An 11,569-nucleotide genomic window follows, 5' to 3' on the forward strand; every position below is an offset into this window, starting at 1 on the left:
GTCGGCTCAGGGCCAAGATCAAGGTGTAGTCGCTCCCGACTGGAATCCCGAAACGCCCCGAACCACAGCCCGTTGAGGCTCAGGTTCGGGGCGGTTCTTTCCCTGTGTCCTACGCGACGCCCTCGGCTCGCGCTGCTGCCGCAACTGCGTCCGCAACGGCTGGGGCGACACGAGGATCGAGCGGGCTCGGCACAATTTTGTCCGCAGCCAGCTCATCGCCGAGAACCGAGAGGATCGCCTCGGCAGCGGCGAGTTTCATGCCTTCGGTGATGCGACGTGCGCCGGCGTCGAGTGCGCCTTTGAACACGCCGGGGAAGGCGAGAACATTGTTGATCTGATTGGGGAAGTCGCTCCGCCCGGTCGCAACGATCGATGCGTACTTGGCGGCCGCTTCCGGATGAATCTCGGGATCGGGATTCGACAGCGCGAACACGATGGACTCGGGGGCCATCGACGCGATGTAGCTTTCGTCGATCTTGCCCGCTGACACGCCGAGGAACACGTCGGCGCCTGCAAGCGCGTCTCCGGCACCGCCGGACAGTCCGCGAGGGTTGGTACGCGCAGCCAGTTCGATTTTGACGGAGTTGAGATCACCACGATCGGCGGAGACGATCCCCTTGGAATCGAGCACGACCACGTCCGGGATTCCGGCGGCGAGAAGAATATTCGCGCACGCGACGCCTGCAGCTCCGGCACCGGAGATGACGATCTTCAGACCCGAGGTGCTCCGGCCTTGGAATTTCGCGGCGCCGTTGAGTGCGGCGAGTACGACGATGGCCGTCCCGTGCTGGTCGTCGTGCATGACCGGGCAGTCGAGTGCCTCGATGACGCGTCGTTCGATCTCGAAGCAACGCGGAGCCGAGATGTCCTCGAGGTTGACGGCTCCGAAGCTGTACCGCAGTCGCACGATCGTGTCCACGATCTCGTCGACATCATGGGTGTCGAGCACGATGGGAATCGAGTTGAGACCCGCGAAATTCTTGAACAGCGCAGCTTTTCCTTCCATGACAGGAAGGGATGCGCGCGGGCCGATATCCCCGAGTCCGAGCACCGCCGAGCCGTCCGTGATGACTGCGACGAGCCGGTCGGTCCACGTGTACTGCTTGACGAGTGAAGCGTCCTGCGCGATAGCTCGGCTCACCTGTGCAACACCCGGCGTGTAGGCAATCGACAGATCACGCTGAGTTTGGAGTGGTGCTGTCAGCTCGACGGACAGCTTGCCACCGACGTGTCCGAGGAAGATCTCCTCGTCGGTGATGGCGGCCAGATCGGCGGTGTTATTTGTCGGTTCGGTCACGATTGTCACGTTATAGCCCCAGGAAACATTCCGATGAAGCACCGGCAGGTAATTCGAAGAAGATGTCTCCGGAGCGCGCCCTTAGTGGCTGCGTCTGCCGTGAAACCACATGATCACGTGAGGCGGGTGAGCCGTCACATTCGAGCCTGGCGCTGTGGCGTCCGAGGCTGCACTGGTTGCTAAGTGTGCCACCGGAACAGCGAAACGCGCAAACCTCAACCCCACCATTGCGTCCACAACAGAACGCCGGCGACGACGAAGACCGACAACGAGGCCAGCACCGACACTGCTCGACGCCGGTGGTCGGCGAAATGCTGGACCACGATCGCCACGATCGCAGCACCGAGGTGCGCGACAACGGACACCGTCCCGGGTCCGGGGAAGCCGCGCTGGCTTCCGAGATACTGCGCCCCTGCAACGACGACAGCGAGTACGACGAGACCTGCGGTGACGGCCCCACTCAAACCCCGTAGCAAACCGTCAGCCTCCTGTGATGAATCCGCGGACGGAGTCCGCAATGAGCTGGACCGCAATCGCGGCCAGCAGTAGACCTGCGATCCGGGCGAGCAGCGTGATACCGCCTTCACCCAGGATGCGTATCAACACTGTCGAGAACCTGAGAACGAGAAAGAACACCAGGTGGATCGTCACGATCGCGAGTGCGACAGAGACCAGAGAACCCACGTTGCCGTCGGCCTGGCTCACGTAGACGATGACGGCAGCGATTGCGCCGGGGCCTGCCATCAGCGGCGTGCCGAGTGGAACGAGAGCGACGTTGACGTCTTCCGCCTCGGACCCACCACCGGCTCCGCGTCCCGTCAGCAACGACAGCGCGATGATGAGCAGCAGCAGTCCGCCCGCACCCTGCAGGGCGGGGATGCCGATGTGCAGGTAGTTCAGGATCGCCTGACCGCCGATCGCGAACACCGAGATGACCGTCAGTGATACCGCAGGCGCCTGCCAGGCGGCCCGGTTCCGCTCTTCCTTGCTCTTGCGTCCGACGAGCGAGAGGAACACCGGAATCGCGCCCGGCGGATCCATGATCACGAACAGCGTGATCAGGACGGTCAGGTACGGCGTCGTGTCGAAGCTCATGACAGGCTCGAAACAGCAGCTGGTACACCCGTCGCGGCAGCCAAGATCCGCTCGTACTGCTCGACAGCGGTGGTGTGCTCACCGAGCCGCAAGTTCTTGTTTCCGCCGTGGTAGTCCGAGGATCCGGTGGCGATCAGATCGAGTTCGTCGGCGAGCTCGCGCATGAATCGAGTGTCCGCAGGGTTGTGGTCGGCATGGTCGACTTCGACGCCGTTCAGACCGTGTCCGACGAGTTCGCGGATGTGCTGCGGGTCCAGCAGCCTGCCTCGGGTGCGAGCGCGAGCATGGGCGACGACGCTCACTCCACCGGCAGTGCGGATCATCTCGATCGCACGGTCGAGCGGGGTGTCCACCTTCGCCACGTAGTACGGGCTTTCCGTCGCCAGGTAACCGTCGAACGCCTCCTGCACGCTGCCGACGGCACCGATCTCGACCAGCGCACGAGCGAGGTGCGGGCGTCCCGCGGACTCCCCCGTCGCGGCCAGGATCTCGTCGGGAACGATTTCCGGATGGTCGACCGCGAGCAACTCCGCCATCGATCGAATCCTTCCTGTCCGCTCGTCGCGCAGCCGTTCGAGTTCGACCGCGAACACCTCGTCCGTCGGGTCGAAGAGATACGCGAGCAGATGGACCGGCACCGGGTCACCGTCGATGCCGCGGCCTACGCACGACATCTCCATCCCTCGCACGACGGTGAGCCCTGCGGGAGCTGCTCGAACCGCGTCGTCCCATCCGGCTGTGGTGTCGTGATCGGTGATCGCCACGACGTCCAAGCCTGCTCGGTGAGCGGCACGCACCAACTCTGCCGGGCTGTCCGTGCCGTCGGAGACCGAGGAGTGGGTGTGGAGGTCGATGAGCACGAGAGCCAGTGTCTCAGGCTCACCGGTGCGTTCGTATCGCAGGCGTACGATTCGCGCCATGCCGTCTCTGCCACCGAGGCCGTCGCTTCCGTCACTGCACTCTCTGCGACCGTCGAACCGCGGACACGCCGTCGGTCCGAAGGTCCCCGTCCCCACCGCTCGCGCCATCGTCGACTGTGCCGTCTACGTCGACGGGGTAAGACTGCCGGGCAAGTACACGCATTCGGCCGCGATCAGCGAGGTACGTAAGCGCGGCGAAGGATTCGTCTGGCTCGGACTGCACGCCCCGGACGAAGGTCAGATGAACGGGGTCGCCGAGTGCTACGGCCTGCACGAGCTGATGGTCGAGGACGCGGTGCACGCTCATCAGCGCCCGAAACTCGAACGGTACGACGATGTCGCATTCCTCGTCCTGCGGACCGTCAGTTACGTCGAGCACGAATCGGTGACAACGGCCAACGAAATCGTCGAGAGCGGCGAGATCATGGTGTTCCTCGCCCGCGACTTCGTCATCACCGTCCGACACGGCGAACACTCCGGCCTGGCGGGCGTGCGCCACCGTTTGGAGGCGAACACCGAACGCCTCGCCCTCGGTCCATCGGCGGTTCTGCATGCCGTCGCCGACCACGTCGTCGACGAGTACCTGGCGGTGACGGGTTCGATCGAACGAGACGTCGACGTCATGGAGGAAGAGGTGTTCTCCCCCAACCACCACGTGCCGATCGAGAACATCTACCTGCTCAAGCGCGAAGTCGTCGAGCTTCGACGGTCGGTCACCCCGCTGTCGACGCCGCTGAACCAGTTGGTGCAGGGCGCCGACACCCCGATCCCCAAGGCCGTGCGGCGCTACCTACGGGACGTGCAGGACCATCACACGACAGTCGCCGAACGGGTTGCGGAGTTCGACGAAGTACTCAGCTCGCTCGTCGACGCAGCTCTGGCGCGCGTGACGATGCAGCAGAACATGGACATGAGGAAGATCTCGGCGTGGGTTGCGATCGCGGCAGTGCCGACGATGGTCGCGGGTATCTACGGAATGAACTTCGACAACATCCCCGAGCTGCACTGGCAGTACGGCTATTACATCGTGGTCGGAATCGTGGCCTCGGTGTGCATCGGCTTGTTCGCCACGTTTCGGCGCAACAACTGGCTCTAGAGGTTGACCGCGGACCTGCTCGGGTCCCTGACATCGATGCCGGCTTCGTTCCATGCGTCGCGGAGCGCGTCGGCACCGCGTAGCCGGACCCAGGCCGCTTCGGTGCCCGTGATCGGGACGACCTGCAAGAACTTGACCGGGTCGGCCGGCTCGGGCAGCTGTAGATCAGGAATGTCACTGTCGCCGAGCAGCACAGCAGTGAACGGCGACCCCACCCACAGCGGCTCACCCAGATCGAGCAACGCATCAGTCACCAGAACGACACCCTCGACCGCAGGTGATGCAGCCAATACGGCCAATTTCGTGTGCACACCGGACGCGACTCCGGCGCCACCGCGCAGTGTCAGAATCAGCTCCGCGCGCGGTCCCCGGGACTGATCCGCCACCATCTCGTTGGGATCCGCCATCGGATGACGAGAACAGCCGAGCGTGACGTATCGGACAAGATCTTCCTCGCCCGCCGCGAATCGAAGCACGTCGAGCGCCTCGAGTCCGAGGAAAGTCACCGACGCCGACGAAGGGTTCTCGTCTCCGATCTCGGCGATCAGATGCGCCCGGACCCGAGCAATTACACTGCCGATGACACCGTCGCTCACGAAGTCCATCCAACACCACCGTCGCCCGGTAGCGTCGTCCGAGTGGTCTCTGTCCTTGCTGTTGCCGACGAAACGATCGAAAGCCTGTGGAGTTCCCAGGTCCGATCCTTGGACGTGGACCTGATCCTCGGCGCGGGGGATCTTCCGTTCGATTACATCGAATATCTGACGGATGCTCTGAACGCACCGTGCGTGTTCGTTCCTGGCAATCACGACGCGGACCTGACGGGCTATTCCGCAGGCCGCGCAGGATGGATGCGAGCCGGCCTACCGAGCACATGGCCCGGCCCGGTCGGTGCCGTCAACGCGGACCGCAAGATCGTGACCGCGGCCGGACTCAGGATTGCGGGACTCGGCGGATCGATCCGGTACAACGGTGGACCGAATCAATGGACGCAACGGCAACAACGCCGACGCGCCCGCACGCTGACTCGAACCAAGAACTGGGCCGAGAAAGTTCGTGGAGACCGACGAGGCGTCGACGTGCTGTTGACGCACAGCCCTCCGTTCGGCGTCGGTGACGACACCGATCCGGCTCATATCGGGTTCGAGTGTCTCGACGACGTCGTCCGATCATTGAGCCCGCAGGTTCTCCTGCACGGTCATATCCATCCGCACGGCCGGACGCCGGAGGACTTCGAGTTGTACGGTTCGGCCGTCATCAACACGGTCGGCTACACACTTCTCCAGATCGAACCCGGCGGAGGCGACCGGGACGTCACTGCTCCCACCATCCTGAGGCGACGCCATGGCACGTGACACCGGCTTTCCCGTAGCCGATGCGGAGAACGACTTCACCCGTCAGCGCCGTCGCGCAGACATCGCACGTCTCGTGGGCTGGCTCCGTCGCCAACCGGACGACGTCAACACGATCCTGCCGTTCGACGAGGTGGTGGCAGCCCTCGGCAAAGTCGGCGAGCGGCAGTTGGGCGTGCAGGTGATCCGCGTCGAATCGATCGTCGGAAGCGTGGACCGCACAAGAGATTTCGACAGGTATTTCCGGCCCACATCGGCTCGTATCCGCGAACGGTGGCAGCGATTGGCAGCTGCACAGAGGCGAGGCGAGGCGATGCCGCCGATCCAGGTCTATCGCATCGGGTCGATGCATTTCGTGCTCGACGGCCACCACCGAGTGTCGATTGCTTTCGCGATGCATCGCGCGACGATCGACGCACTCGTCAGCGAGATCATCACCCGCATTTCCCCCGAAGGAATCACCCGCAGGGGCGACCTGCTGATCAAGGATCATCGGCGGATTTTCCTGTCCCGAGTCCCCCTCGTCGGCAAGGCTCGGGAAGCGGTCACGGTGACGGATCCGTTCGAGTACGCCGAGCTCAGCGAATGCGTCGAAGCATGGGGATTCCGGTTGATGCAGGAGTTGTGCGAGTTCGTCGATCGCGCAACGGTTGCCCGGCGCTGGTTCGGCGAGGAATTCTTGCCCGTCGTCAGGATGGTGCGTGCCGCCGACATCCTCGAAGGCCAGACCGACGCCGAGGCGTACCTGTGGATGATCCGCGAGCGCTATCGCCTTGTCCGCGAACATGTCTGGAACGACGAGATCGTCTCGGAACTGAGGGAACGGGCCCGCGCTACACGACCTCGACGAACGTGACCTCGTGCTCGGCAGCGTCAGGAGCAGCGAACTTCGACATCCGACGGGCCTCCGCCGCGACGGACGCCTGATGCGCTTTCGACAACCGCCGGTACGGGACGACCGTGATCAGTGACCGAGCCCTCTCCCGCGTCAGCTTCGCTTCGCCCGCTACTCGACCGTCGACGAGCGCCACGGGTGGAAACACCCCGTTGCGGGTGAACAACTTCGCGCGGGAATCGATCGAGATCACTCTCGATCGATCGGCGTGCGACAGGAGCAGATTGTCGAACGCAGCCACGATCCGGACCGGCATCCGCATGTCCGGTTCCGGCCTCGGCGCGTCGGGCAGATCGAACAGTTCAGCGCCCGACTCCGAGGTGAAAGTGACCAACTGCGGGCGTATCCGCTCCATCACCTCACCCAATCTCGTCAATCCGGACCAGCTTTGGGCGTCGGCGACCGAAGCGGGGCCGAACGCCGCGAGATAGCGCAGCAGCATCCTCTCCAGCGAAGGATTCGTCTCGACGCCGACTCCGGTCCACGTCTCCAGCGGAAGCAGGCGAACGTGTCCCGTCTTTCCCCACACCGCTCTCGGTGGAACCTGCACCAGCGGAATCAGATTCCTGGCGGCATGAACGAGCGACGACGGTGAGGTGCCGGGAAATTCAAGTGCGAGGCTCTCGCCGAGTTCGGTGTGCCACAGCGGACCGTCGGCGAACAACTCCCGTCCGATGGTGGCAACAGCTGCAGGGTCGACGCCTGCCAGCGCTTGCCGGTGCTGGGTATTGGTTCGAAGATCCGTGTCCATGACCGGTTGCACCAGCGGGCGCAGGAATGCAGCGTCCGCTGCTGTCACCAGATGCACGGTTCCGCGCATGAGCACGATCCGCACAACGCGCGCATTCTCGATCGACTCGGCGAGTTCTTCGGCTCGAAACGCGGCGATCCGCGACCACAGCCCGAAGTACGGCGGGAACGGTGCCTGAGCCTGCATCCCGAGCAGATGACCGATCATCGACTCGGCGGGCATCTCCGCCCGTTCGAGCAAGTGTTGCCGAGCCAGGGTGGCGACGCCCACAGCGCGGTTCGTCAGTGCAGGTGAGCGTCCCATGCGCCACTCCTGACCTTCCCCGATCGCCGGAAACCTGATAAGTACTTAGATGCGTACATCAAATTTTTTTATTTCTTCGCTTTGAAATGTAACGAGGTTTCACCGAATGTCGACCCACGCTCGCGCCGACGAGCTCCGGCCCGGACGATTGCTCCTGCCCGGCCTCTGTTTCGTCGTCATGACCCTTGCTGTGCTGCAAACGATGGTCATCCCCATCGTCGGGACGATCGGAGCCCAACTCGAGGTCAGCACGACTGCCGCCGGCTGGGTACTCACTGCAAACCTTCTCGCCGCTGTCGTCGCGACGCCCGTCATCGGACGACTTGCGGACCTGCACGGTAAGCGACCGGTACTGATCGCGGTACTCGTCGTCGTCCTCGTCGGATCCCTCCTCGCTGCGCTCACCCACTCGCTGCCGCTCTTGCTCGCGGGCCGGGTGCTGCAGGGTGTCTCCTATGCGTTGTTCCCTATCGCGCTGGCAATCCTTCGCGACGAATTGCCGCCGAGGAAGCTCGTCGGCGCGATGGCGATCCTGTCCGGCACGCTGGGCGTCGGCGGCGGTTTCGGACTCGTCCTGACCGGATTGCTGACCGCCGACGGCGCCGACTACCACCGAGTGTTCTGGCTGACGGTGGCCTTCGTCCTGCTGGCGATGACACTTGCATGGTTCGGCGTTCCCCGGCGCCCGCGACACGTCGTCGGGTCGGTGGACTGGTGGGGCGCCGTACTGCTCGCAGTGGCACTGGTGTTGCTGTTCCTCGCGCTGACGCAGGGCCGATCCTGGGGTTGGGGATCAGCGGCGACGCTCGGGTGCGCCCTCGTCGGGGCTGTGGTCCTCGCGATCTGGTGGATCTTCGAGAACCGGATCGAGGCTCCTCTCGTCGCACCGAGGATGCTCACTCATGGACCGCTGCTCGCCACCAATCTCGCAACCGTGTTCGTCGGGATCGGGATGTTCGTGAACTTTCTCGCGTGCTCGTATTTCGTACAGACACCCAGGGAAGTCGCGGGCTACGGCTTCGGTGCAGACGTTCTCTCCGCCAGTGTCGTGTACCTGCTGCCCGGTGCTGTGACGGGCGTCGTCGTGGCGACTCTGAGCGGCGGACTCATCCGAAGCTACGGCCCCCGTCGAGTCCTGATCGCAGGTGGCGTCATCGGCGGCGCCGGTTTCGTGTTCTTCGCCTTCTTCCACGCCGTCACCTGGCAGGTGATCGTTGCGTCGGCGGTGATCAACATCTTCGTTTCGCTGGCCTTCGCCGCCATTCCCAATCTGCTGATCGCCGAGGTATCCGCCACCGACACCGGCGTCGCGAACAGCGTCAATTCCATCGTGAGGACCGTCGGAACCTCGATTGCAAGCGCCGTTCTGACGACGATGCTCGCCACGTACACCATCGCCGGGACCTCCGTGCCCCGTGAGGCCGTGTACACCGCGGCCTTCGTGGTCGGAGCACTCGCCTGCGCGATAGTGACGTTGTCCGCCTTGGCAATTCGGGTACCCTCGCCGCCTGCCAGCGCCCTCACAGGAGGCTCCACGGATCGGCCCACCTCGGTTCAGGCGAAACACCAAGAAAGCGCAGCTAGAGAGATGCTGGCAAACGACTGCTGAGGTTCTGGGAAGGTGTGCATTCGCCTTTCGCCGCGCTGATTACGTCCATAGGTTCGTGGATGTACACCAGTTACTTCGAAAGGGAAGAAAACAATGAACGCACGCAAGATCGTCACCCGCACTGCAGTCACGTGCGCTCTGGTTGCAGTTCCGCTCGTCGCCGTCGTCGGAACCGCCTCTGCGGACCCGATTCACGACAACAGAGGACCGCAGCAGAACCAGCCGAACTTTCAGAACCCGCAGTTCCAGCTGCCGAATTTCGGACCATCACAGCCGGCACCCGCACCTCAGCCCGGGCCCGCGCCGACGACGTACCCGAACTACTCGCCGAACTTCTTCCAGGGTCTCTCGACGGGTTCCGCCGGGTAGTCTCAGCGCCCCTCAGCGCTCCCCGCTCAGTGGCTCGGCGCTCCCCGCTCAGTGGCTCGGCGCTCCCCGCTCAGTGGCTCAGCGCTCCCCGCTCAGTGGCACGGTTGAGTGCATCGGAATGCACTCAACCGTGCCAGTGGGCCGAAGGCCTAGAGCGTCAGATTGTCGCCCGACGCCTGGTCGAACACCGACATCTTCGCCGGATCGAACCACAACTCGACGTCGCTGCCTGCGGCTGCCTTGGACTCCGCAGCCAAGCGTGCAACCACCTGGGCACCGGCTTCGCCCAGTCCGGCATCCGCTGCGAGTTCCTGTAGTTCCGCGGACTGCACCTTGTTGCCCTTGGACTCGAAGTAGACGTACTTGTCGCTGCCCATCGACTCCATGACGTCGACCTTCGCGGTGAACGTTGCGCCGCTGAGCTTCTGGTACGAGTCGATGAGCGCGGCATCCTCGAAGTGCTCGGGGCGGATACCCACCACGACTTCGTTGCCCGGATTCTTCTTCTGAATCGCCGCGCGCCGCTCCCTCGGGAGTTCGAAGTTGCCGAGTTCGGTGGCAACGCCGTCAGCGGTCAAGGTTCCCGGCACGAAGTTCATCGACGGCGAACCGATGAAGCCCGCCACGAACAGGTTTCGCGGCTTGTCGTAGAGCTCCTGCGGCGAACCGATCTGCTGCACGAGACCGCCACGCAGCACCACCACTCGGTCGCCGAGTGTCATCGCTTCGGTCTGATCGTGCGTCACGTACACGGTCGTCGTACCCAGTCGCTTCTGTAGCCGCGAGATCTCTGCGCGAGTCTGCACGCGCAGTTTGGCGTCGAGGTTGGACAGCGGCTCGTCCATCAGGAACGCCTTGGGTGTACGGACGATGGCTCGCCCCATGGCAACTCGCTGACGCTGACCGCCGGACAGGTTCGCCGGTTTGCGATCGAGATGCTGAGTCAGGTCGAGGATCTTCGCAGCCTCCTCCACCTTCTCGTTGATCTCGTTCTTGCTGAGCTTCGCAAGCGTCAGCGGGAATGCGATGTTCTGTCGGACGGTCATGTGCGGGTACAGCGCGTACGACTGGAACACCATCGCGATGTCACGGTCCTTGGGGGCGCGCTCGTTGACGCGTTCACCCGCGATGCGCAGTTCTCCCGACGAGATGTCCTCCAACCCGGCGATCATGTTGAGGGTCGTGGACTTTCCGCATCCCGAGGGTCCGACGAGAATGATGAACTCGCCGTCGGCGATGGTGATGTCCACGTTGCTGACCGCAGCAGCACCGTCGGGGTAGAGCTTGGTGACTTTGTCGAGAACGATTTCGGCCATGACGGTTATCCCTTCACTGCGCCGGACGTCAAGCCCGCCACGATGCGTCGTTGGAAGAAGAGCACGAAGATGATGATCGGAATGGTGATGACCACGGCGGCCGCGGCAATCGACCCAGTGGGCTCTTCGAATTGCGAGCTGCCGGTGAACTGCGAGATCGCGGCAGGCACCGTGATCGACCGTTCCGTCGCCGTCAACGAGATAGCGAGCAGAAGGTCGTTCCAGGCGAAGATGAACACAAGAATCGCGGCGGTGACGATTCCGGGCGCCGCGAGCGGTGCGATCACCTTTCGGAATGCTTGTGCCGGTGTCGCGCCGTCCATCTTGGCCGCCTTTTCCAGCTCCCACGGAATCTCACGGAAGAAGGCCGACAGCGTGTAGATCGCCAGCGGTAGAGCGAACGTGATGTACGGGATGATCAGGCCGGGCCACGTGTCGAACAACCCGAGCTTGCGTTCGATGTCGAACAACGGTGTCACGAGCGAGATCTGCGGGAACATTGCGATCAGAAGAGCCGCTCCGACGAGCAACTTCTTGCCCGGGAAGTCCAGCCGTGCAACGGCATA

At 63.7% G+C, this 11,569-nt stretch carries 13 protein-coding genes; 5 read left to right on the forward strand and 8 right to left on the reverse strand.

The features are described 5' to 3' along the window. Positions 1-109: 109 nt before the first annotated feature. The 4 genes from A2J03_RS04070 to A2J03_RS04085 all read right to left on the reverse strand — a co-directional run bounded on the left by A2J03_RS04070 (position 110) and on the right by A2J03_RS04085 (position 3,252). On the reverse strand, positions 110-1,306 hold the full coding sequence (locus A2J03_RS04070) for an NAD(P)-dependent malic enzyme (RefSeq protein WP_068370035.1): 1,197 nt from the start codon (positions 1,304-1,306) through the stop codon (positions 110-112). 206 nt (positions 1,307-1,512) lie between these two features. Continuing rightward, positions 1,513-1,773 (reverse strand): hypothetical protein, encoded by a 261-nt coding sequence (locus tag A2J03_RS04075; RefSeq protein ID WP_231912355.1) that lies wholly within the window; start codon positions 1,771-1,773, stop codon positions 1,513-1,515. 4 nt (positions 1,774-1,777) lie between these two features. Then, positions 1,778-2,392 carry a MarC family protein gene (locus A2J03_RS04080; protein WP_068370040.1) on the reverse strand — a complete coding sequence of 205 codons (615 nt, stop codon included), beginning with the start codon at positions 2,390-2,392 and terminating at the stop codon, positions 1,778-1,780. Beyond that, the gene (locus A2J03_RS04085; RefSeq protein WP_068370069.1) at positions 2,389-3,252 is read right to left on the reverse strand and encodes a PHP domain-containing protein; all 864 of its coding nucleotides are present in this window, start codon (positions 3,250-3,252) and stop codon (positions 2,389-2,391) included. The genes A2J03_RS04080 and A2J03_RS04085 overlap by 4 nt, the downstream gene beginning before the upstream one ends. Before the next feature lie 58 nt (positions 3,253-3,310). Here A2J03_RS04085 and A2J03_RS04090 point away from each other — a divergent pair, with 58 nt between their 5' ends. Continuing rightward, on the forward strand, positions 3,311-4,408 hold the full coding sequence (locus A2J03_RS04090) for a magnesium and cobalt transport protein CorA (RefSeq protein WP_068370043.1): 1,098 nt from the start codon (positions 3,311-3,313) through the stop codon (positions 4,406-4,408). Here A2J03_RS04090 and A2J03_RS04095 read toward each other — a convergent pair. Beyond that, entirely contained in the window at positions 4,405-5,013 is a 609-nt protein-coding gene (locus A2J03_RS04095) for a suppressor of fused domain protein (protein ID WP_068370046.1), read from the reverse strand. The genes A2J03_RS04090 and A2J03_RS04095 overlap by 4 nt on opposite strands. A 33-nt stretch (positions 5,014-5,046) precedes the next feature. Between A2J03_RS04095 and A2J03_RS04100 the strand changes: the two genes are divergently transcribed. Both A2J03_RS04100 and A2J03_RS04105 read left to right on the forward strand, forming a co-directional pair. Further along, entirely contained in the window at positions 5,047-5,763 is a 717-nt protein-coding gene (locus A2J03_RS04100) for a metallophosphoesterase family protein (RefSeq protein WP_068370049.1), read from the forward strand. Then, positions 5,753-6,616 carry a chromosome partitioning protein ParB gene (locus A2J03_RS04105; RefSeq protein WP_068370052.1) on the forward strand — a complete coding sequence of 288 codons (864 nt, stop codon included), beginning with the start codon at positions 5,753-5,755 and terminating at the stop codon, positions 6,614-6,616. The genes A2J03_RS04100 and A2J03_RS04105 overlap by 11 nt, the downstream gene beginning before the upstream one ends. On the opposite strand, the gene A2J03_RS04110 is transcribed toward A2J03_RS04105, so the two are convergent. Beyond that, positions 6,594-7,709 (reverse strand): winged helix DNA-binding domain-containing protein, encoded by a 1,116-nt coding sequence (locus A2J03_RS04110; protein WP_068370055.1) that lies wholly within the window; start codon positions 7,707-7,709, stop codon positions 6,594-6,596. The two genes, A2J03_RS04105 and A2J03_RS04110, sit on opposite strands and share 23 nt — an antisense overlap. Before the next feature lie 106 nt (positions 7,710-7,815). Here A2J03_RS04110 and A2J03_RS04115 point away from each other — a divergent pair, with 106 nt between their 5' ends. Continuing rightward, positions 7,816-9,318, forward strand: coding sequence for an MFS transporter (locus A2J03_RS04115; protein ID WP_068370057.1), 1,503 nt, complete (start codon positions 7,816-7,818; stop codon positions 9,316-9,318). 93 nt (positions 9,319-9,411) lie between these two features. Then, positions 9,412-9,687, forward strand: a complete 276-nt coding sequence (locus A2J03_RS04120) for a hypothetical protein (protein WP_068370060.1) — start codon at positions 9,412-9,414, stop codon at positions 9,685-9,687. A 149-nt stretch (positions 9,688-9,836) separates the two neighbouring features. On the opposite strand, the gene A2J03_RS04125 is transcribed toward A2J03_RS04120, so the two are convergent. Together A2J03_RS04125 and A2J03_RS04130 are read right to left on the reverse strand one after the other, a co-directional pair. After that, positions 9,837-11,003 carry an ABC transporter ATP-binding protein gene (locus tag A2J03_RS04125; RefSeq protein ID WP_068370063.1) on the reverse strand — a complete coding sequence of 389 codons (1,167 nt, stop codon included), beginning with the start codon at positions 11,001-11,003 and terminating at the stop codon, positions 9,837-9,839. 5 nt (positions 11,004-11,008) lie between these two features. Beyond that, positions 11,009-11,569: carbohydrate ABC transporter permease (locus tag A2J03_RS04130; RefSeq protein WP_068370066.1), on the reverse strand; the 561-nt coding region annotated here is incomplete at its 5' end.

The sequence above is a fragment of the Rhodococcus sp. EPR-157 genome (assembly GCF_001647195.1).
Classification (GTDB): domain Bacteria; phylum Actinomycetota; class Actinomycetes; order Mycobacteriales; family Mycobacteriaceae; genus Rhodococcoides.

Excerpts from the sequence above, each read along its gene's own strand:
- A2J03_RS04120 (WP_068370060.1), top strand. The coding sequence starts at position 9,412 with ATGAACGCACGCAAGATCGTCACCCGCACTGCAGTCACGTGCGCTCTG.
- A2J03_RS04090 (WP_068370043.1), top strand. The coding sequence starts at position 3,311 with ATGCCGTCTCTGCCACCGAGGCCGTCGCTTCCGTCACTGCACTCTCTG.
- A2J03_RS04080 (WP_068370040.1), bottom strand. The coding sequence starts at position 2,392 with ATGAGCTTCGACACGACGCCGTACCTGACCGTCCTGATCACGCTGTTC.
- A2J03_RS04095 (WP_068370046.1), bottom strand. The coding sequence starts at position 5,013 with ATGGACTTCGTGAGCGACGGTGTCATCGGCAGTGTAATTGCTCGGGTC.
- A2J03_RS04110 (WP_068370055.1), bottom strand. The coding sequence starts at position 7,709 with ATGGGACGCTCACCTGCACTGACGAACCGCGCTGTGGGCGTCGCCACC.
- A2J03_RS04125 (WP_068370063.1), bottom strand. The coding sequence starts at position 11,003 with ATGGCCGAAATCGTTCTCGACAAAGTCACCAAGCTCTACCCCGACGGT.
- A2J03_RS04115 (WP_068370057.1), top strand. The coding sequence starts at position 7,816 with ATGTCGACCCACGCTCGCGCCGACGAGCTCCGGCCCGGACGATTGCTC.
- A2J03_RS04105 (WP_068370052.1), top strand. The coding sequence starts at position 5,753 with ATGGCACGTGACACCGGCTTTCCCGTAGCCGATGCGGAGAACGACTTC.